Origin of the sequence: Citrobacter sp. W9, assembly GCF_026719375.1 — a bacterium.
In the GTDB taxonomy this organism is placed as follows: Bacteria; Pseudomonadota; Gammaproteobacteria; order Enterobacterales; family Enterobacteriaceae; genus Citrobacter; species Citrobacter werkmanii.
In genome coordinates this window covers 130160-152298 of sequence record NZ_JAPPTE010000006.1, presented here as the reverse complement: position 1 = coordinate 152298, position 22139 = coordinate 130160, and the positions used below count along the sequence as shown (strand labels likewise).

Annotated in this window: 16 protein-coding genes; 4 read left to right on the top strand and 12 right to left on the bottom strand. The window is 53.8% G+C overall.

Going from position 1 to position 22139, the window contains the following annotated elements; translation table 11 throughout:
* Positions 1–24: 24 nt before the first annotated feature.
* From recD to rppH, 12 genes are all read right to left on the bottom strand, one after another.
* Positions 25–1854: an exodeoxyribonuclease V subunit alpha gene (gene recD / locus OOJ59_RS11590; protein WP_268063398.1), complete on the bottom strand. Its 1830-nt coding sequence runs from the start codon at positions 1852–1854 to the stop codon at positions 25–27.
* On the bottom strand, positions 1851–5396 hold the full coding sequence (gene recB / locus OOJ59_RS11585) for an exodeoxyribonuclease V subunit beta (RefSeq protein ID WP_160955414.1): 3546 nt from the start codon (positions 5394–5396) through the stop codon (positions 1851–1853). The genes recD and recB overlap by 4 nt, the downstream gene beginning before the upstream one ends.
* A complete protein-coding gene (ptrA, locus tag OOJ59_RS11580; RefSeq protein WP_160955413.1) occupies positions 5389–8277 on the bottom strand; it encodes a pitrilysin in 2889 nt (962 codons plus the stop codon). The genes recB and ptrA overlap by 8 nt, the downstream gene beginning before the upstream one ends.
* A 179-nt stretch (positions 8278–8456) precedes the next feature.
* Positions 8457–11825, bottom strand: coding sequence for an exodeoxyribonuclease V subunit gamma (gene recC, locus OOJ59_RS11575; RefSeq protein ID WP_160955412.1), 3369 nt, complete (start codon positions 11823–11825; stop codon positions 8457–8459).
* 12 nt (positions 11826–11837) lie between these two features.
* Positions 11838–12161 carry a prepilin-type N-terminal cleavage/methylation domain-containing protein gene (locus OOJ59_RS11570; protein WP_038633302.1) on the bottom strand — a complete coding sequence of 108 codons (324 nt, stop codon included), beginning with the start codon at positions 12159–12161 and terminating at the stop codon, positions 11838–11840.
* Positions 12146–12553: a DUF2509 family protein gene (locus tag OOJ59_RS11565; protein WP_121529510.1), complete on the bottom strand. Its 408-nt coding sequence runs from the start codon at positions 12551–12553 to the stop codon at positions 12146–12148. The genes OOJ59_RS11570 and OOJ59_RS11565 overlap by 16 nt, the downstream gene beginning before the upstream one ends.
* Complete coding sequence (locus OOJ59_RS11560; protein ID WP_160955411.1) at positions 12550–13113, bottom strand: prepilin peptidase-dependent protein; 564 nt, start codon at positions 13111–13113, stop codon at positions 12550–12552. The genes OOJ59_RS11565 and OOJ59_RS11560 overlap by 4 nt, the downstream gene beginning before the upstream one ends.
* Positions 13104–13574 carry a prepilin peptidase-dependent protein gene (locus OOJ59_RS11555; protein ID WP_160955410.1) on the bottom strand — a complete coding sequence of 157 codons (471 nt, stop codon included), beginning with the start codon at positions 13572–13574 and terminating at the stop codon, positions 13104–13106. Before OOJ59_RS11555 ends, OOJ59_RS11560 begins: the two co-directional genes overlap by 10 nt.
* 184 nt (positions 13575–13758) lie before the next feature.
* Positions 13759–14553, bottom strand: coding sequence for a thymidylate synthase (gene thyA, locus OOJ59_RS11550; protein WP_160955409.1), 795 nt, complete (start codon positions 14551–14553; stop codon positions 13759–13761).
* A gap of 6 nt (positions 14554–14559) precedes the next feature.
* The gene (lgt, locus tag OOJ59_RS11545; protein WP_038633319.1) at positions 14560–15435 is read right to left on the bottom strand and encodes a prolipoprotein diacylglyceryl transferase; all 876 of its coding nucleotides are present in this window, start codon (positions 15433–15435) and stop codon (positions 14560–14562) included.
* Positions 15436–15623: 188 nt separating this feature from the next.
* Entirely contained in the window at positions 15624–17870 is a 2247-nt protein-coding gene (gene ptsP / locus OOJ59_RS11540) for a phosphoenolpyruvate--protein phosphotransferase (RefSeq protein ID WP_038633322.1), read from the bottom strand.
* 12 nt (positions 17871–17882) lie between these two features.
* Positions 17883–18413 carry an RNA pyrophosphohydrolase gene (rppH, locus tag OOJ59_RS11535; protein ID WP_003825602.1) on the bottom strand — a complete coding sequence of 177 codons (531 nt, stop codon included), beginning with the start codon at positions 18411–18413 and terminating at the stop codon, positions 17883–17885.
* Between the two features lie 684 nt (positions 18414–19097).
* Here rppH and mutH point away from each other — a divergent pair.
* From mutH to OOJ59_RS11515, 4 genes are all read left to right on the top strand, one after another.
* Entirely contained in the window at positions 19098–19793 is a 696-nt protein-coding gene (mutH, locus tag OOJ59_RS11530) for a DNA mismatch repair endonuclease MutH (protein ID WP_038633327.1), read from the top strand.
* A 75-nt stretch (positions 19794–19868) separates the two neighbouring features.
* Positions 19869–20582, top strand: coding sequence for a TerC family protein (locus OOJ59_RS11525; RefSeq protein WP_038633330.1), 714 nt, complete (start codon positions 19869–19871; stop codon positions 20580–20582).
* Between the two features lie 145 nt (positions 20583–20727).
* Positions 20728–20946 carry a lipoprotein YgdR gene (gene ygdR / locus OOJ59_RS11520; protein ID WP_038633333.1) on the top strand — a complete coding sequence of 73 codons (219 nt, stop codon included), beginning with the start codon at positions 20728–20730 and terminating at the stop codon, positions 20944–20946.
* Between the two features lie 106 nt (positions 20947–21052).
* A complete protein-coding gene (locus tag OOJ59_RS11515) occupies positions 21053–22093 on the top strand; it encodes an NADP(H)-dependent aldo-keto reductase (protein ID WP_038633335.1) in 1041 nt (346 codons plus the stop codon).
* The last annotated feature ends 46 nt before the right edge of the window (positions 22094–22139 follow it).

The following is a 22139-nucleotide window of genomic DNA, read 5'->3' as shown; positions in this document are numbered from 1 at the left end:
ATAACAGCCTCATCCGGCCGACAGCTACATCATGCCGTCATTAAATAACGCCGACAGTCCGCTGCGGCGTTCGGTACGCATGACAATTGCCCCGCCCAATATTCGTTCATCGGCATACAGCGACAGACGGCGGCGCGCGCGGGTTACGGCGGTATAGACCAGCTCGCGGGTAACCACGGGGGAATGCTGGCTGGGTAAAATCAGCGCCGCATGGTCAAACTCAGAGCCCTGCGATTTATGTACCGTCATCGCCCAGGTGGTTTCATGCTCAGGCAAGCGGCAGGGTTGCACCGACTTAATCGAACCGTCCGGCAGCGCAAACCACACCCTCAGCCCTTGTCCGCGATCGAGGGCAATGCCAATATCACCGTTAAATAACCCCAGCGAACTGTCATTGCGCGAAATCATCACCGGTCTTCCCTCATACCAACGACTGTGCGTCGAACGGTGAATTTTACGTTTTTGCGCCATCACCTGCTCAATGCGCTCATTCAAACCGCCTACGCCAAACGGCCCTTCCCGCAAAGCGCATAGCAGCTGATACTCATTGAAGGCCTGAATGATGGCATCCGGCGCGGCGCCCTCATGCAGTAAATCCAGGTAGTGCCCATAACCTGCCAGCGCCTCATCCAGCATCGCGGCGTAATCTTCACTGCTGCGTAACGTGCGTTTTTCGATATCGCTGAATCCCTGCTGGAAAACCGTTTTTACCGCAGCTTTGTCACCGCGATTAATCGCAGCAGCCAATTGACCGATCCCAGAATCACTGCCGAAACGATAGCTTTTTTGCAGCAGACACAAACTGTCACGCAACGCCGCCGCCTGAGTACCCGTTCCCGCCGGAATAGCGCTACCGGTCAGGCGACTAAGCTGCCGGGCACGTTCCGGGGTAAATCCTTCGCTGACAAAAGCACAGATATCCCCGAGCACCGCCCCCGCCTCGACGGAGGCGAGCTGGTCACGATCGCCGAGAAAAATCACCCGCCCGTGCGGCGGTAGGGCATCGATAAGGCGCGACATCATCGGCAAATCAATCATTGAAGCTTCATCCACCACCAGCACATCCACATGCAGCGGATTCCCCGCGTGATGACGCAAGCGCTGGCTGCCGGGCTGAGCGCCTAATAACCGATGCAGCGTACTGGCATCATCGGGAATGCGTTTCTTTTGCTCATCGGTAAGCGGCAGTTCTCGCAACGCCGCTCCCAACGAGGCGGTCAGACGCGCAGCCGCTTTTCCCGTTGGCGCCGCCAGACGAATACGGCAGCGTTCACCGTCCGCCATCTGGATCAACGCCGCCAGAAGTCTCGCGACCGTTGTCGTTTTTCCGGTGCCCGGCCCGCCGGAGATCACTGATATACGGCGGGTCAGCGCCACAGCAGCGGCCACCTTTTGCCAGTTAACGCCTTCCGATGATGGAAACAGCGCCTCCAGCGTGTCAGTCAGCCGTTGTTCATCCACCTCAATGGCGTGGTTAACTTCACTGAAAAAACGCGCCACCGCGCGTTCGTTATGCCACATGCGGTTCAGATACAGGCGATCGCCGTACAGCACCAGCGGGGTCGGTTGCTCGCCATGGCTTACTGCCCCGGAGGCCAGCAAACATTCCGCCCAGTCTTCAGGCTCGCCCATCTCAGCAAGCCAGGCGCTTAACAAAGGATGAGCATCTTCGCGTAAGGATAATCGCGAAAGTGGTAAGCAGACGTGCCCTTCTCCCGCTTCGCGGCTGAGCAATGCCGCAGCCAGCGCAACCGCAGGATTACCATTTCCGGCCACTGCCAGCGCAAACTGGGCATCCAGAGGCCGGAGCTGTTTTTGTTCAACGGCTTCCAGTAATCGTTTCTGGATTGTCATGACATCTCCTCCAGCTCCGCACCAGCAAACATCTCATCCATCAAAGCGATCAATTCTCCGTCTGGTCGGGTGGCGTAAATTCCCTGCTGCGGATCCTCGCCATCAACGCCGCGCAGGAAAAGATAGATAACGCCGCCAAAATGGCGTTCATAGTCATAATCAGCAATGCGATGGCGTAAGTAGCGATGCAGCGCCAGGGTATAAAGTTGATATTGCAGGTCGTAGCGATGCGCCTGCATGGCTGAGGCCATCGCCTGCTGCGTGTAGGCTGCGCTGTCTTCACCCAGCCAGTTAGATTTGTAATCAAGCAGGTAATAACGCCCCTGATGACGAAACACCAGGTCAATAAACCCTTTTAGCATGCCGCGTACCTGCATAAAATCCAACGCAGAGCAGCCCGCTGAGAGCGGATCGTATTTACGGATCAACGCATCAAGTCGGCTGGCCATCAGCGGCTGCGAAATCGGCAGATAAAACTCCATCTCCACCTGTTTTTCACGGGCGGAAAGTTGGCTCAAACTGACGCCCGTCTCGTTAAGAGGCGCCTGCAAAATGACGTCCAGCCATGCGGTCAAAACCGGCGTCCAATGCGCGTCATAACCGCCCAAGGCCAGTTTTTCCTCGACCCAATGCGGATCTACCGGTTGGGTAAAATCAAGGTCCTCAAACAGGCTATGCAAAAACGTGCCCGGCGAGGCGCCGCGCGGAAATTGATGCGGGGTGAGTCCTGACTCCGCAATGACCTCGCCAACGCCTGCGGCATCAACATCCAGGCGCGGGATCAGATCCTGCGCGATTCCATGTCCGCGCTGTTGCAGGCCGGAATAACTGGTCACGCGCCAGCCATCGCCGGGGGTGCGTTGCAATGTTCTCGCACTCAATGTGGCGCTGACCGGCTGTGCAACCTGCCAGCGCTCACCGTCAGGTTGACCTGGCGTCAGGCAGGCAATATCGTCGCAACCCAGTGCGTCAATCGCGCCACGCAGTCCCACGGCATCCATTGGCTCACCTTTTTGCAACAGACGACCAAGGGCGCTCTGATGCACATCGGTATCCCCTTTTTTATCGCCTCGACGACGTATCAACGGCGCAACGCCAAGGCTGCAGTGCCATACCGAACGGGTTAGCGCAACGTAGAGCAAGCGCAGGTCTTCCGCCAGGCGTTCAGCCTCTGCCAGCTCAACGCTCTCCCTGGCGTCACTGAGGTCCAGTACCGCTTCAAAGGAGCTGCGATCGTGGTAGAACGCCTGATCCTGGACGCGGAAATTCGTGATAAACGGCAGCCAGACCAGCGGGTATTCCAGCCCTTTCGATTTATGAATGGTCACGATTTGTACCAGATGCTTGTCGCTTTCCAGTCTGAGCTGCTGGCTGGACGCATTGCTGTCCGGTTCAAGAATATGCTGGGACAACCAGCGCACCAGCGCATGCTCGCTTTCCAGTTGCGATCCCGCTTCCTGGAGCAGTTCGCTGATATGTAAAATATCGGTTAGACGGCGTTCGCCCCCTGCCGTCGCCAGCAGGTTTTCCGCAATCTGGCGATTTGTCATCAGCGCACGCAGCATCGGCATGACGCCGCGTTTATGCCAGATTTGACGATAGCCGTCGAATTCTTCAACTACCGCATCCCAGGCATTCTCATCGTTATTTAATGCTTCAATATCCTGCGCATTCAGCCCCATCATTGAGGTCGCCAGCGCGCTACGCAGTGTGTTTTCCCGTTCCGGCGTCATCACCGCTTGCAGCATCCACAGCAATTCCTGCGCTTCCAGCGTTTCAAATACGCTGTCACGGTTGGAAAGGTAGACGGAGGGAATCGCCAGTTGCGTCAGGGCATCGCGGACCAGCGCCGCCTCCTGGCGGCTACGAACCAGTACGCTGATGTCTGAGGCGCGTACCGGCCTGGATGCTTTACCGCTGACCAGTTGCGCATCACCAGAGTGTCCGGCCTTCAGCCAGTCGCGAATTTGCGTCGCGCACACCTGCGCCATGTAGTTCTGGTAGTCGCCTACGCCACAACTTTCCCCTTCCATCAGCCACATACTCATTGCGGGCTGCGTTTCACCATGTAAAACAAACCGCAGCGACTGGTTTTTCTCTGCAAATTTTACCGGGCTAAAGGGGATTTCGCGGAACATAAAGGCGTCGTCCATCTGGCTGAAAAGCGTATTCACGCTATTGACCATGCCGGGGGCAGAACGCCAGTTGGTATCGAGCGTATAGTGTGCGCTGACTTCGCTGCGCGCCTTCATATAGGTGAAAATATCCGCGCCGCGAAACGCATAAATAGCCTGTTTGGGATCGCCAATCAACAGCAGCGCGGTCTCTGGCTGATGCTGCCAGATCCGGCGGAATATGCGGTACTGCTGCGGATCGGTATCCTGAAATTCATCGATCATCGCGACCGGGAAACGGGTACGGATAGCCGCCGCCAGCGCATCGCCGCTGTCACTGCGCAACGCCGCATCCAGACGGCTGAGCATATCGTCAAAGCCAAGCTCGCCGCGTCGACGCTTCTCCTCAGCAACAGCGGAACGGATCTCCGCCAGCGCCCGGGTGATCACCAGATCGCGGAGAGTTAACGGTTCGCTAAGTAGTTCATCAATGGCGACGAAAAGCGGGTGCTGAGGCGTTACGCCCCCCGCTTTGGTGCGCTCTTGCAGAAAACGCTGTGAGAATTTCTCCAGCGCGTCAGGAAGCTGGTAACTCTGGGTTTCTTCCTGTGCCCATGCGCTGATCTTTTCGATCCACTTGCTCTGGTTACCGCGATTGAATTTACGTCGGTCGATCCCGGAGGCTTCCAGCAGCCCGTCCAGCTCATCAACAGAGCCGCGCCATTGCTGCTTAATCCGGTTAATGCGGGCGAGAATTTGTTCGTGTCGGGAGGCCAGCGTTTCGTCATCGGACGGGGGAGCCTTGATCACCGGCGCTTCGCCCTGCAGATAGCGATCGATATCCCTCAATAGCGCCTGAGGACCTTTCCACGTTTCAAAAATGACCTGCGCAATGTCGCGGGACAACGGATAGCAATGCCGCCGCCAGAAGTCCGCGCACGCCTGATAACGCAGCAGTGATTCGTCTTCAATCAGTTGCTGTTCAAACAGCATGCCTGACTCAAAGGCGTTGAGGCTCAGCATGCGTTGACAAAAACCATGAATGGTAAACACCGCCGCTTCATCCATCTGTCTTTCAGCCAATAGCAGCCACTGGGCGGCCTGTTTTTTATCGGCTATTTCGTCTAACAAACGGGCATATAGCGGGTTGTCGGTGGTTTCACGCAGGCAGGCAATGCGCAGCTCATGAATGTTGCTACGAATTCGGCCACGCAGTTCCTCTGTGGCCGCCTCGGTAAAGGTGACCACTAACAGTTCTTCAACGGTCAGAGGACGTGGAAAGGCGGCAGAGCCGCCCAGTCCAAGCAGTAAACGTAAATACAGGGCGGCGATGGTAAAAGTTTTACCGGTGCCCGCAGAGGCTTCAATCAGGCGCTCGCCCGTCAGGGGCAAGCGCAGTGGATCAAGGGACTCAGCGGCATCATTCATTCTTGTCACTCATCAGGGGTAAGGTTTGCTGCAACGCGCTAACGGTCTGCCACACTTTCCAGCCTTCCGGGCGCACGTATTCTGCTTTCCCGTTCTGACTGCCGGAAACCTGTGACAGTATCGCCATGCCTTGCGGCTCAACCACCGCCTGATGGAAGAAGTCGGCAAGTTTTTGCGGCGTCAGCAGTTTAATCTGAGCCACTATTTTATCACGTGAATCGAAGCGCATATTGCCGCGATCAAAATCTTTGCTTAACTGTGAGGCTTCTTCCCCCAGCGTTTGCGGCGCCTGTAGCATTTGCGCAATGATCGCCTGCTGAATTTGTGCAAACTCTTCAGGTTTCATTGTCCGCAGCTTCGCTTCCGCCGTCGGGAAAAATGCTTTATAACGCTCCCAGAGGTAAGACGGTTGCTTATCACTGCTTTGTAACAGGAACCCCATCCCCCACTGACGCCCAACGCTCATCGGGAAAGCAAATACGGCATAGCCTAACTGCTCTTCAGTACGCAGTTGGTTGTAGAACCACGGCTGAACAATTTGCCCTAACATGGCGCTGTAGGCTGAACTGCTGTATTCGTCATAGCCAGTTGGCACAAATACCGCCGCCAGCGCAGAATCCGTGCTGCTGCCCGCTTTCTCAAAGATGACGGACTGCTTCTTGTCCACGACCACTTCTTTGTTCCGGCACCACTGCGAGCCATTCGCGCCAAGCTGTTTCTGAATATCCTGCGCCATGGTTGTAGCCTGAGCTTTGCTCATATTACCCACCACCAGGAACTCAGGCCGCGCCCCCGCTTTTAACGCATCGCGGTAGGACATCACCTCTTGCAACGTAATGGATGGCAATAGCGCGCGACGTTCATCGCGTGAGAAATAGGGCACCTGAGACAGCATTTGCACCGGCATAATCGCCTGATCGTAGGCTTTACCTTTTTCCGCAGAGTCCATCATCTGGGCGTACCAGGATTTCGCCTGTGCCAGTTGTTCATCCGTTGAGGTGTAGCTGAAATAACCGCTCAATAACGCCTGAAAAAGCTGCGGCAGACGTTGAGTGTAGCCGTTAGCGTTAAGCATCAGACCATTGTTTGCGTTGGTCGAAAAACCTATTCCCCCCACCGATGCCTGGTTGCTTAACTGATCGAGCGCGATTCCCGCCAGGTAATCGTTCAGGGCGAATAATACCTGGTTGCGCGCGCTATCCATCGCTTTCGGGTTACGCAGGATCACGCTGACATCAGCCTTCGGCTCGCTGGCAAAATACTGGCTCGGCGCATACACCACGCGCAAATCCGGCTCATCGACGATCAGTTCCGGGTGAGCGTATTTTTTATCCGCTTTGATCAGCGTGAAATCATCCGGAATGTAGGGGTTCAGCTCTGGCAAAGACAGCGCAATGCCCTGTGCTTTTTGCTGCCAGTCAGCAAAGGTTTTGTCGCTGATTTTGTCCACCTGATAAGGCGCATCGACAAAATAAGCGGTTTTATTATGCGGTTCTTTCGCGCTGATATACCAGATACGCGCATTCTGCGGCGTCATCATTGCCAGACGTTGCGCAATGGCTTGCGCATCATATTGGTCGGCAATATTCACCGCATCCAACGTATGCTCGACGGGAACGCGGATCATGGTATCAGCCAGCCATTCCACGTAGTCCATATCACGAGTGATTGAAGGATAACGGAAATCGAGATCCAGCACGTGTGCCAGTTCGTTAAAGTAGCGTTTATCGACGCCTTTCTCACGTAACAGATTGAGATAGCTAAAGATGGCCGCAACAACTTCATCGCGGTTCGCCAACCCTTTGTCGGTTAACGTCGCAGAAATGGCTAATACCCCGCTGTTGCCATTAACCACCGGATCGGAATCGGCGCGAATGCCCTCCACCAGCCCCTGTTTTTGCAGCCAGTCGGACAGCGTACCAGGACTACGATTGCCAATCAGGTAGGTTATCAGTTCATCAGTTTTACTGCGGAACTTTGCGCTGTTGTTATCGATACGAAACTCGACGCGCAAGACTTTGCGCGGCATCGCCGGCACATAGTGGATGATGATGCCTTTCTGCGCGTCGGTGACAACCGGTACGGTGATTTCCGGTTTTTCGATATTTCTGTTCGGTACGCGGCCGAAAGTATCAGCGGCTATCCGCGCCAACTCTGGCAGTGGTTTATTACTATAAATCACCGCCTTCATCAGGTTCGCGGAGTAGTACTTTTCATGAAATTTTTGTAAAGCCAGCACCACCGGGTTACCCGGTTTATCGCTTAATGTCTCCAGATTTCCGCCGGAGAAACGCGAGCCAGGGTGCGCCGGGTTGATCGTCTCAGCGCTGACCTGCGCCATACGCATCCCATCCCGGGTACGCGCCAGCGTCAGCTCGGAGTTCACCGCGTTACGCTCGCGATCGGCATATTTTTTATCCAGCAACGGATCGGCGATCGCGTCCGCCAGTCTATCCACTGCCCCCACCAGCGCGTCGTTTTCGACTTCAAGATAAAAAGCCGTACGGTAAGGCGCTGTGCTGGCATTGTGGCTGCCGCCATGCATTTTCAGGAATTCAGCCAGGCTGTCGGGCTGCGGGTATTTTTTCGAGCCCATCAGACACATGTGTTCGAGATAATGCGCCAGCCCCTGATGATCGTCCGGATCTTCCAGCGAGCCAACAGGCACCACCAGTGCAGAAAGGGATTTCACGGCCTGCGGATCGGATACCAGCAACACGACCATGCCGTTATCAAGGCGCACGGCCTGATACTGGCGGGTATCTTTATCGCTTTTACGGATGGTTTCAGCTAAAGGCTGCCAACCGGTATCTGCCTGACTTACGGGAACCCAAAGGGCGACGAACAACAGTAATGCGCTGAACCAGGTGCTGCGGGGCATTCACAAACCTCATCATTAACGTATTCACCTGTTCACTGCAAACCACGTATCAATACGTGGCATGAACAGGGCAAGACTTCGTGCTGAACAAGTCAGCATCTTCTCTTTTTAAGAATCAGTCCGTGACAGAATGCGCATCATAGTGGAAGCCATCAAATTGCGCAATTTTTATACAACCATCAGGACTGGTTAAAGCGAAAAATCGGTAACAGATAGCGCTGTGACTGTAAAACAATGCGTTCCAGCGTCTCGGCATCCAGTTGACGCCACAGGCGTTGATACCAGATATCATCGCCTTCGCCACGAACCATCATGTTGCCTTCATAAGCCTGCAAAAACTTACTGCGCGCTTTTTGCAGCGTATCGTCGTCCTCTAACATGGCATCATTTGCAGCGTCATAACAGGTTTTTATCCATGCGCCGCCGCTTTCCGGTAATACCAGCAATGGCGACGACATGCCTTCCCGATATCCCTCAATGAGCTGCGACAAATACAGCAGCGCCTGTTCTGCCGCCAGTGGAGGGAAACGCCATTCCCCGTCTTTGCGCAGGAACAACCGACTCTCTCCCATACCGCCACTGGCACAATAGACAAGATGTTCCAGCCAAAGTTGCACCCCCTGGGCAATGCTTATCAAAGATGGGCGCCAGCGCAACAAACCGTCCTCTTGCACCTGCGGCAACCAACCGGTGATTTGCACACCGTTACAGATGAGATCAATCTCCATGCTCTGGCAAGGCTGACGGCAGGCGATAATGCGTTCAGCCAGCGACTGCATCTCCTGACGCTGCGTATCCCACAGAATTTCGCCAAATGACCCATAGGGCAGCACGCCTGCCGCACGAAAACGGCGGAACAGTCGTTCAGCATCGTTCTCTTCAACCAGCGTGTTAAGCAATTGCTGATTAAGCTGATAGCGAGTTAATCCTTCCAGAACAAAAGGTTCAGTTTCCGGGATCTCACTTTCTTCAGAACGAAAGTTGACCTGCAAACGCATCTGAAAAAAGGCCCGTACCGGATGAGCCCAAAATCGCTGTAACGTTTCCAGCGTTAACGTGGCTGGCATTTCAAAGGGGAGAGGCTGCACAAAATCCGTGTGCGCTTTTCCTGACAGGCTCGCCGCAGGCAGCCACTCCCGGGCATAGCTTTGCTGTTCGCCAGGCTGATAGTTTTGTGCGTCAAAAGGCATGCGGGTATGCAGACAGGTAATGTGCGCTTTTACCCGGGCCTCGCTTTGATCGCAGGTCAACGATTCGTCGCCCGGCAAATAGTGGCTTTGCCCGATGTAATCCATCAGTTCCTGCACCAATACCGACGGGAAGCGTTCGCTGTTATCCTGAATTGAGCGGCCAATGTAGCTGATGTAGAGCGTTTGCTGCGCCGAAATTAATGCTTCGAGGAACAGATAACGGTCATCATCGCGACGGCTGCGATCGCCCCGCATCGGTTTTTGACTCATCAGATCAAAGCCCAGCGGCGCAAGCTGACGCGGATAAACGCCATCGTTCATGCCCAGCAGGCATACAACCTTAAAAGGAATAGAGCGCATCGGCATCAGCGTACAAATGTTAACGGGCCCTGCCAGGAAGCGCTGGCTAATGCGTTCCTGGTCGAGACGCTGCGCCAGCTCATCACGTAGCAAGGAAAGCGGTACGGCATCGCCATACTCAGCCCCCAGTCCTTCAGTAATAATGGCCTGCCACTGCTGTTCAATCAGCGTCATCGCCGCTTCGGTATCCGCATCCGGCAGGAAGAAATCATTAAGCATGTCCCGACAAACAGGCAGCCACTCTTCCAGCGGGCGCTCCTGCGCCAGTCCTCGACGCCAGAGATTAAGCTGCATCAGCAACGAGGCCAGATGCCCTACCAGTTCGGCAATCAAACCGCTCGACTCATCATAGGGCAATACCGATTGCCACTCGCCCTGGGCGCTTTCCATCGCATAGCCGAGCAGCATGCGCGTTAAACCAAATTGCCAGGTATGCTGACCCGTTGGCGGAAGTTCCAGCTCACGCACGTTATCGTCGTCAATTCCCCAGCGAATACCTGATTCATTAACCCACAAACGAAGATAGCGCAGACCATCTTCATCAATATTGAAACGTGCCGCCAGCACGGGGACATCCAGTAATGCCAGCACATCCTCAGAGACAAAACGGCTATCCGGTAGCGACAGCAGACTGATAAAGGCCTGCAAGACGGGATGAGACTGACGCGCCCGACGGTCGGAAATCGCATAGGGTAAGTAACGGTCGGCTGGCGCGCTGCCAAAAACCGCCTGAATGAACGGGCTGTAGCTGTCGATATCCGCCACCATCACGATAATGTCGCGCGGCGTCAGCGTGGGATCTGCTTCCAGCATTGCCAGCAGTCGGTCATGAAGAATTTCCACTTCACGCTGAGGGCTATGGCAGACATGGAAAGTCACGCTGGTGTCGTTCACATCAAGCAGTCGTTTGTTATCGCTCCGGGAATACTCGTCCAGCGTAACGCCCGCCACGTCCCGGCTTTGTAACTCGAGGATATCCGACTGAATGTTATGCAAAAGATTGTCTGGGGTTATATCGACAAACGCATCCAGCTCCTGGCTGTTTTCCAGTTCTGAAAGCAGATAAATATAATCACGTCCCAACTTACCCCACGAGGCCAGCATCGGGTTGCCTACATCCTGCTCACCATCACTGTTAAACAATCCTGCCGCATTCTGAGTATCACGAAACAGCGGCAGGTGACGTTCTTCAAAACTGTGCCGACGCTGACGCGCCAGCAACTTTGCCAGCCAGGCGGGATCTTTAATGTCGCCCCAATAGTAGCGACAAGGGTTGGTAAACAGCAGATGAATATCAATGTGCTTACCCAACGCCTGCAAGGCCTGCAGGTAAACCGGCGGTAGCGCCGAAATTCCGCAAATAAAGACGCGAGAAGGCAGCCCCTGCGGACATTCAGACGCATTTTCCAGGGTGTGAATAAATCGCTGATATAAATTGGCGCGATGCCAGCGCGGTTGACCCAGTTCAGCGGTGTATTCCACCAGCGCTTTCCACAACGGCGCCTGCCATGCCTGAGCCTCGCCGAGTCCTTCAATCTGGCGCCCCGCTTCCCACTGCGTTAACCAGTCAGGGCGATAAACTAAATACTGATCGAAAAGGTCCGCCGCGCGAGAGGAAAGCTGAAACAGCTTACGTTTATCGGTGTCGTCCGTCAGATAGTGTCGCAGCAGTGCGAAGTCATCGTTATCCAGCAATTGCGGCAGCAGAGTCATTAACTTCCAGCTCATGCTCTGTTTGCTGAACGCGCTCTCTTTCGGGATATCCGGCAGCACGCGCACAAACATATCCCAGATAAAACTCGCGGGTAGTGGGAAATCGATGTTGGCGGCGATACCAAATTTCTGTGCAAGGGTCATTTGTAGCCACTGCGCCATACCAGTGCTTTGCACCAGGATCATTTCCGGCTCAAAGGGATCGTCCAACCGCTCGCGCTCAACGATAAACTCCATTAACGCTTCCAGCACATCCAGACGATTGGAGTGGTAGACCCTTAACATAGCGGCTCCTGACTACTGACGGTTCGGGCAATGCAGACGTGTCATTTGACCTTGCCTGCCCAGAGGTGAAGAAATTTTAACGCTGATGCTGACACATCCTGCTTCCGTTGTCTGCATTCGGTTAACCTGCCAGTTCACAGGTGGTGAAAACGGATACAGCTGGGTTTGCTGCCAGGCGTGACGCCAGAGTTGCTGATACTGGTTTCTGACGATAAAACTGTTCATCAACGCCCGCTGGTATCCCGATAGCGCAGTCACAACCATGATCATCAGCACCATTGCCAGCATAACTTCCGGCAGGCTAAAACCACGTTGTCTGTTCAGGGAGTCTGACATAACGCTACCGCCTTTAACGGACAAAAATCGCTCCAGCCATGCGCCGAAAATTCGATATTGCCATCGATAATCGCCCCCTGACGCCATAGCGATACGCCTTCATAATGCGCAATAAGCAGCACGGAAGTCTCAGTAAGTCGTCGCAGGCAAACCGCGACGTCCTGCCCGGTATAACGCCGACACTGTAAAGCCGGTTGTAAGCCCCAGGACTGCATGCGTCCCCATTCGATGGCGGATTGCACTACCGCCTGCCGTTGCAAAGACCGACTTTCCGTTGTAACACGCGATGCAAAACTCGTTTCTTGTCGGCTAACACCCTGCAATAACAGGCTGCCGAGCACCAGAAGTAGCAGGACCATCGCCAGGGACGAAACACCTCGCTCACTATTCACAGGTTGAAACCTGTCACACTGTAAAAGGCTTCAATGACTTTTTGCGGTTCGACGTTGCTCACTCCACGCAAACGCAACGTAAGGAGTGGTTGAAATCCGCGAATATTCAGGCGCTCAACCTTAAACGCCTGAATCTCTATCGTGGCTGGATCGGTCATTTTCTCCCACCCTTTGCCATTACAACTCGTTGCTCCTCGCTGGGTCTCCAGGACTTTGTCCTGTAAACGAAATCCGATGGTATCGGACTCTTTCGCGGGAACGCTCTCCCAAATGCCGTTACTGTTGGCATCCCAACGGGCAATGACACAGTCACCCTTAGCCGATATCACCAGTCCCTCTCCGACACAGGTTCCCCGGCAATACCCTGCCCGCTGAAGATGTTTTGCCACGGTATAGACCCGCTGCCATATTTCATCCTCCAGCGCTAGCTGGCACGTATTGCGTAGGATCTCTCGCTGCAGAGCGGGTAAAAATCGCGCTGCGCTGAGCAGTAAAATGCTGCTAATGACCATAGCAATGAGCACCTCCAGCAGTGAAAAACCCCGCTCGTTTACTGACATGACCTGGCCTCATCGCGCTCGCAAAGCCTGATCCGCCCCCAGCCTGACACCACCACGCGCCATTCGCCTGCCGCATTTTTCAGACGAATATGTCCAGCCCATGCCGTATTGCGCAGCCCAAAAAAGGCCAGTGAAGGCGTTATCTCTGCCATTTCGACATCGTCCCAGCGCGGTGCAAACACCAGCGGTGAAGTCGGTTTACACCCGTCTTGTAAAGCCGCAGAACTGACCAGACACCACGATGGCCCATCCTCCATCACGCTTACCACGTGATCGCGGTTACGCCAGTTAGCATCTTCACGTAGTTGCAGCAGGTAGTCCCGCACCTGACAGGCGGTCTGCCACAGACGCTGTTGTTGTTGCCAGGACTGCCAGCCATACAACCCGGACGCGCCAAGCGCCGCGACAATCAGCATCGCAATCAGGGTTTCGAGAAACGTGTAGCCTTGTTGTTTTTTCATGCCGCCAGTATGGCGTGAGGAAAATGAATAACGAGCGGGAAATTCGGTTTCTACGACGAGCTACGGGGAATATTTGACGCGTTGCAGAGCGTTGCAATATTTCAGGAACCCGCGCCGAAGAATGAAATGACAGACAAAAAAAACCGACGCGCGAAGGCGTCGGTTGTGACAGCATCAAGCCCGGTTAGATAGCTACTGGCGCTTTAATACCGGGATGTGGATCGTAGCCTTCGATTTCGAAATCTTCGAAGCGATAATCAAAGATAGATTCAGGCTTACGTTTGATGATCAGCTTCGGCAACGCGCGCGGTTCGCGGCTAAGCTGCAGATGCGTTTGATCCATATGATTGCTGTACAGGTGCGTGTCGCCGCCGGTCCAGACAAAATCACCCACTTCAAGGTCGCACTGCTGCGCCATCATGTGTACCAGTAAGGCGTAGCTGGCAATGTTGAATGGCAGACCGAGGAACACATCGCACGAACGTTGATACAGCTGGCAAGAGAGCTTGCCATCCGCCACATAGAACTGGAAGAAAGCATGGCACGGTGCCAGCGCCATCTTATCCAGCTCACCGACGTTCCATGCGGAAACGATGATGCGTCGAGAGTCCGGGTCATTTTTCAGTTGGTTTAGCACCGTGGTGATCTGGTCAATATGGTGACCGTCCGGCGTTGGCCACGCGCGCCACTGTTTGCCATAAACCGGGCCTAAATTACCGTTTTCATCCGCCCATTCATCCCAGATTGAGACATTGTTTTCATGCAGGTAGGCAACGTTAGTGTCACCCTGCAAAAACCACAGCAGCTCATGAATGATCGAGCGTAAATGGCAGCGTTTAGTCGTAACCAGCGGGAACCCTTCCTGCAGATTAAAACGCATCTGATGACCAAAAATGGAAAGCGTTCCGGTTCCGGTACGGTCGTTTTTCTTTGTGCCTTCATCCAGCACTTTTTGCATCAGTTCTAAATACTGTTTCATGGTTCCTCAGGAAACGTGTTGCTGTGGGCTACGGCGATACGCCCAAACCATCATAATAATGCCTGCGACAATCATCGGGATAGAGAGGATCTGTCCCATGCTGATGTACTGCACCCAGGTGCCGGTAAACTGTGCGTCCGGCTGGCGGAAGAATTCAACGATAATACGAAACGCGCCATAACCAATCAGGAACAGACCGGACACCGCACCCATAGGACGCGGCTTGCGAATGTACAGGTTCAGAATGATAAACAGTACAACCCCTTCCAGCGCCATCTCATAAAGCTGCGAGGCGTGACGCGGCAGCGAGCCGTAGGTATCAAAAATGGACTGCCACTGCGGGTTGGTTTGCAGCAGTAAAATATCTTCGGTACGGGAGCCCGGGAACAGCATGGCATACTTGAAGTTCGGGTCGACGCGTCCCCACAGTTCACCGTTGATAAAGTTGCCCAGACGCCCTGCGCCCAGACCAAACGGGATCAGCGGAGCGATGAAATCAGAAACCTGGAAGAACGAACGCTTGGTGCGTCTGGCGAAGATAATCATCACCAGAATCACGCCGATAAGCCCGCCGTGGAAGGACATGCCGCCATCCCAGACGCGGAACAGATACAGCGGATTATCGAGGAACAATGGGAAGTTATAGAACAGTACGTAACCAATACGCCCACCGAGGAAAACTCCGAGGAAGCCTGCATACAGTAAGTTTTCTACTTCATTTTTAGTCCAGCCACTGCCCGGACGATTAGCACGGCGCGTCGCCAGCCACATCGCGAAAATAAAACCCACCAAATACATCAAGCCGTACCAGTGAAGCGCGACGGGTCCGATTGAGAAAATGACCGGATCGAAATCCGGAAAATGCAGATAGCTACTGGTCATCTGTCACCACAAGTTCTTGTTATTTCGCTGAAGTCAGACAGCAATTGATAAGCGCGCCTGCATAAAGCAGGCGCTCCAAAGGTGCGAATGATAGCACAAGGGGATCGCAGCGGATGCCGGGAAGATGTAAAAGATCTGTATAGGTAATCTTTCCCCCGTAATGCCTGACAGCGTTACGCTTATCAGGCCTACAGTCCCCCGCGAATCAGCCCCCCCATGCCACGGCGCTCCATAAAGGCCGCCACCTGATGGCGTACTTCAGCCGCCATCTGCGCTTCCAGGCTGCGCTGGGCCAGCGTTTGCGCCTCGCCAAAATCGATATGGCGCAGCAGATATTTCACGCGGGCCACGGATCGACCGTTCATTGATAAATGACGGAAACCCAGGCCGATCAGAATGGCCACGCACATCGGATCGCCCGCCATTTCACCGCATAAGCGCAAATCGATACCGCTTCTTTCGGCTTCTTGCGCAATCATCGCCAGCGCACGTAACATCCCCGGATGCAGACTGTCATAAATGCTGGCCACCCGCGTATTGTTACGATCAACGGCCAGAATGTATTGGGTGAGATCGTTGGTTCCGACCGAGATAAAGTCTATCCGGTTAGCCAGATGCGGCAACATAAACACCATCGACGGAACTTCCAGCATGATGCCGATGCGCGGTTTCGGGATTGCGTAACCGATCATCTCTTCCACTTCGCGTCCGGCGCGTTCAATCAGGCGTCGCGCTTCGTCCACTTCATCAATACTGGTCACCATCGGCAGTAAAATGCTCAGGTTACCGGTTGCCGCGTTTGCACGCAGCATGGCCCGGACCTGGATCAAAAAGATCTCCGGTTGATCGAGCGTAATGCGGATCCCACGCCAGCCAAGGCATGGGTTCTCTTCACTGATCGGCATGTAGGGCAGCTGTTTATCGGCCCCGACATCCAGCGTCCGCAGAGTCACCGGCTTGTCGTTAAACATTTGCAGCATCCCTTGATACTGCGCAACCTGTTCTTCTTCCGAAGGAAAGCCGCTTTGCAGCATGAAAGGAATTTCTGTGCGATACAGACCAATGCCATCGATCCGACTGCCCAGCTTCTCTTCATGTTCCGGGCTGAGACCCGCATTGAGCATCACCTTCACGCGCTCGCCGCTTTTTAACTGCGCCGGTTGGTTAACGTCATCTTCCGCCAGGCGGCTCAGCTCGATCTCTTCGCTGATAAGGCGCTGGTATTCCTGGACCAATACCGGTTCCGGATCGACCAGCACTTCGCCACGATAACCATCCACCACCAACGTTCGACGGTGTAGTACTGACGGCTGGATATCAGCCCCCATGACGGTAGGAATACCCAGCGCACGCACCATAATCGCCGCATGAGAGTTGGCTGCGCCGTCCCGGACAACCACGCCGACTAACCGGTCCTGGGGAAGTTCCGCCAGCGTCGTAGCGGAAAGCTCATCCGCCACCAGCACAAAACGTTCCGGCCAGGCATTCGGTCCCTGGATCGAGTCGTCAAGATGGAACAGCAGACGCTGGCCCAGCGCGCGTAAATCTCCGGCCCGCTCTTTGAGATAGTTATCGCTCAGCGCGGCAAACTGTTCGGCAAATTTTTCGATGATCGTTTTAACGGCCCACTCAGCCACCGAGCCGTTATCCACTTCCGCAAACAGTTCGCGGCGCAGACGGGTATCGGAAAGCAGGTGCGAGTAGAGATCAAAGATCGCCGCCGTTTCTTTCTGCGCCCCGGCGGTAAAGCGTTTGCTGTAACGGCGGAATTCGTTCGCCGCCTCTTCCAGCGCGCCGGTCAGCCGCTCGCGTTCAAGCACCGGGTCCAGCGTTGAAGCCTGATAGACCTGCTCCATCAGCGGTAGCGTTGCATCCTGCCAGCCTTCGGCAATGGCTACGCCGGGAGCGGCTGGCAATGCACGGATACGCGTTTGCCGGTATTGGCCGAACAGTGCGTTCAGTTGCGACTGGGAAAGTATGGCCGCCATTTGCGTGGCGAGCGTCACCAGAAAAGACTCTTCGCTTTCGTCGTACTGACGTAATTCACGCTGTTGCACCACCAGCACACCTAACAGCTGACGACGCTGAATAATCGGTACGCCTAAGAACGCACGAAAGCGCTCTTCTTTTACCGAAGGGATGTATTTAAAGCTGGGATGTTTTTGCGCATCGGCGAGGTTGATAGGTTCCGCCAGCCTGCCAACCAGGCCAACGATACCTTCATCAAACGCGAGTGCGACGGTGCGACCACGTGGTTTTTTCAGACCTCGTGTCGCCATGAGGTAATAACAACGTCGGTCGTGATCGGCCAGATAGACCGAGCAGACCTCTGTATCCATCGCAAGACAGATGTCGGTAACCAGTATATTGAGCGCCTCATTAAGACGTGGAGCACTGGCCACCTTTTCGACTATTTCGCGCAGGCGGGTGAGCATAATTTGCGTAGCTTAACCTCTTTTACGTCTGTACGCAGGTGCGCTTTGCGGTTTAGGAGTGCTCTCCTGAAGCGCCATGACAACACTTGCGAATTCTTTCATCACCCTGCGATAGACATCGCGTTTAAATGACACCACCTGTCGAACCGGATACCAGTAACTCACCCAGCGCCAGCCGTCGAACTCAGGTGTACTGCTGGTTTGCATATTAATTTCAGCATCGCTGCTGACCAATTGCAGAAGAAACCATTTTTGTTTCTGGCCGATACAAACCGGCTTTGTGTCCCAACGCACCAAACGTTTCGGTAACTTGTAACGCAACCAGTTACGAGTAGAAGCAAGGATCCGTACATCTTTACGGCTGAGACCCACTTCTTCAAAGAGTTCCCGGTACATCGCCTGCTCTGCTGTCTCTCCTGCGTTTATCCCACCTTGTGGGAATTGCCAGGAGTGCTGACCAAATCGCCGGGCCCACATGACCTGCCCCTGGCGGTTACAAATTACTATCCCTACATTCGGGCGGTAGCCATCGTCATCAATCACCGGACTACCTCAACATAAACCTTATATACAAACGATTGTTTCACACTCCTGAGAGGCGGTAAACCACTCTGTTAAGGGTGCGATATTCTAATAACAATTGAATAACTCACAGCGAAGCCCAGAGTTATAAACAGAAGAAGGGCATTCAGGGCGATTTTATTCACCTTTTCTGTGGATATAGTTGTGAAGAAGTACGGAATTACTATGGGAAAACCCAGAACAGTCCGAATAAGACATTCGTCACATATAAAAAATAGTCTTATTTATTCATTAAGTTAAAAACGATCGGTACCAACGCACACACATAAATGTGATGTGTGTCACGCACACGATCTTCACGCTGATGAAAGATCGACCAGCGTTGGTTTTATCCACAGATTATGCCAATAAGTTAGGCACAATTTGTGTAAAAATTCGATTTTCGTCGCACGTCAAGGCTGTAAATTGAAACAGTAGTGGGTGTTTTTCACAGTTATCCCATCTTTCTGTGGATAACATGGTGTAAGATCCTGTTCATTGTCAGTGACCAGAATTGGAAAACCCGCATTGCTGTTGCGCAACTGCGCGCGTGTGAATATAAAAACCAATATAAATCATATAATTGAATAAAGCATGTGGAAAAAGATAAACTCTGTCCACACGGTATAAAATCATTGCTCATTTTTTCGCCTAAGGGTTAATCCGATGCCAGAACTCCATCCGCTACTTTCTCCACCTGACTCTGAAGCCCAATTGCTGACTCAGGCGCGGCAGCTTGCGGGCTACTCGTTGGGAGAATTGGCGACCATGGCGGGGCTCGTCACCCCAAGGGATCTCAAGCGTGATAAAGGCTGGATTGGCGTCCTGCTGGAGATTTGGCTGGGTGCCAGCGCAGGCAGCAAGCCGGAGCAGGATTTTGCGGCGCTGGGCGTGGAGTTGAAAACGATCCCTGTGGACAGTCTTGGCAGACCGCTGGAAACCACCTTCGTATGCGTAGCGCCGTTAACTGGCAATACAGGCGTCACCTGGGAAACCAGCCATGTGCGGCACAAACTTAAACGCGTACTGTGGATCCCGGTAGAGGGTGAACGCAGCATTCCACTGGCTGAACGTCGCGTCGGCTCGCCCTTGCTCTGGAGCCCAAACGACGAAGAAGACCAGCAATTACGGTTGGACTGGGAAGAACTAATGGACATGATTGTGCTAGGCCACGTCGAACGCATCACCGCTCGCCATGGGGAAGTGTTACAACTGCGTCCCAAAGCCGCCAATGCCCGAGCGCTTACCGAAGCGATTGGCGCCCATGGCGAACCCATCCTGACCCTGCCGCGCGGGTTTTATCTGAAAAAGAACTTCACGCGCGCATTGCTTGAGCGGCATTTCTTATTCCAGCCGCAATAGGCACTGCCCGGCCTTTCACCCGCCGCGTTACGGGCCTATAATTACCGCTTCTTTTTTTTGGCAGGACTTTGCTCGATGTTATTTGCATGGATAACCGATCCTAACGCCTGGCTTGCGCTCGGTACGCTGACGCTGCTGGAGATCGTTCTTGGGATCGACAATATTATTTTCCTCTCTCTGGTTGTAGCCAAACTTCCGACAGCGCAACGCAATCATGCCCGACGTATTGGGCTGGCGGCAGCAATGATTATGCGTCTGGCGCTGCTGGCCTCTATCGCCTGGGTAACACGGCTGACAAACCCGTTGTTCGAGGTATTTGGCGAGGCGATTTCGGCGCGCGATCTGATCCTTCTGCTCGGCGGGTTGTTCCTGATCTGGAAAGCCAGTAAAGAGATCCACGAATCCATTGAAGGTGAGGAAGAGGGACTGAAAACCCGCGTCTCTTCATTCCTGGGCGCGATTGTGCAGATCATGTTGTTAGACATTATCTTCAGTCTGGATTCCGTAATTACAGCGGTAGGCTTGTCTGACCATCTGTTTATCATGATGGCGGCGGTGGTGATTGCCGTGGGCGTGATGATGTTTGCTGCTCGCCCAATTGGTGAGTTTGTCGATCGTCACCCTTCAGTGAAAATGCTGGCGCTCTCTTTCCTGATTCTGGTCGGTTTTACGCTAATTCTGGAAAGTTTCGACGTCCACGTTCCAAAAGGATACATCTATTTCGCCATGTTCTTCTCTATCGCGGTAGAGACACTGAACCTGTGGCGTAATAAAAAAAATCCGCTCTGATGAAATCTGTCGCTCCCCGCAAGGGGAGCGAATACCGCGCCGGACCTACCTCTTCTCACAGTTTAAGATTTTACTGCTTTCGTCATGCATAACTTCGCGTTATTACTAAACTATTGTCAGACGCAGGCCATGAGAGGATAAGCAGATGAAAAAATGGGCAGTTTTGATTTCCGCCGTAGGACTGGCTTTTGTAGTTTCTGGGTGCAGCAGCGATTATGTAATGGCGACAAAAGATGGCCGAATGATCCTGACCGACGGAAAACCAGAGATTGACGACGATACCGGTCTGGTGAGCTACCACGATCAGCAAGGCAATGCGATGCAGATCAACCGCGACGATGTATCTCAAATCATTGAACGCTGATGGTTGAGGTCAGCAGCGCGCTGGCCTTAACAATTTTACTTCCCTTTTTCTCTTCCCTCAGCCATTTTTATAATCCTTATGTTGTGATTATAAAAAGGAAACGGCTATGCAATATCACCGTATACCCCACAGCTCGCTGGAAGTCAGTACACTGGGGCTGGGCACAATGACGTTTGGTGAACAAAACAGCGAAGCCGACGCCCATGCACAGCTCGATTATGCCGTGGCACAAGGCATAAATTTGATCGACGTTGCCGAGATGTATCCGGTTCCGCCGCGTCCTGAAACCCAGGGGCTCACCGAAACTTACGTGGGCAACTGGCTAGCCAAACACGGTAGCCGCGAAAAGCTAATCGTGGCGTCGAAGGTCAGTGGACCATCACGTAACAACGACAGCGGCATTCGACCGAATCAGGCGCTGGACCGTAAAAATATCCGTGAAGCGCTGCACGACAGTCTGAAAAGACTGCAAACCGATTACCTGGATCTGTATCAGGTTCACTGGCCGCAGCGCCCCACCAACTGCTTTGGTAAGTTAGGCTACAGCTGGACGGACTCCGCGCCGGTCGTTTCCCTGCTGGATACGCTGGACGCGCTGGCTGAGTTTCAGCGCGCGGGAAAAATTCGCTACATCGGCGTTTCCAATGAAACCGCGTTTGGCGTGATGCGTTATCTGCATCTGGCGGACAAACACGATCTGCCGCGCATCGCCACTATCCAGAATCCCTACAGCCTGCTGAACCGTAGCTATGAAGTTGGACTGGCAGAAGTCAGCCAGTACGAAGGGGTTGAACTACTGGCCTATTCTTGCCTGGGCTTCGGTACGCTAACCGGTAAGTATCTGAACGGCGCGAAGCCTGCCGGCGCACGTAATACGTTGTTTAGCCGTTTCACACGCTACAGCGGTGAGCAAACGCAAAAGGCCGTTGCAGCCTATGTGGATATCGCGAAACGCCATAATCTGGATCCTGCGCAAATGGCGCTGGCATTCGTGCGTCGTCAGCCGTTTGTCGCCAGCACCCTGCTGGGAGCAACGACGATGGAGCAGTTAAAAACCAACGTTGAAAGCCTGCATCTGGCGTTGAGCGAAGAAGTTCTGGCCGAGATTGAAGCGGTGCATCAGGTGTATACCTATCCTGCACCATGACGGTTAGTGCCTGATGGCGCTACGCTTATCAGGCCTACAGAAAGCA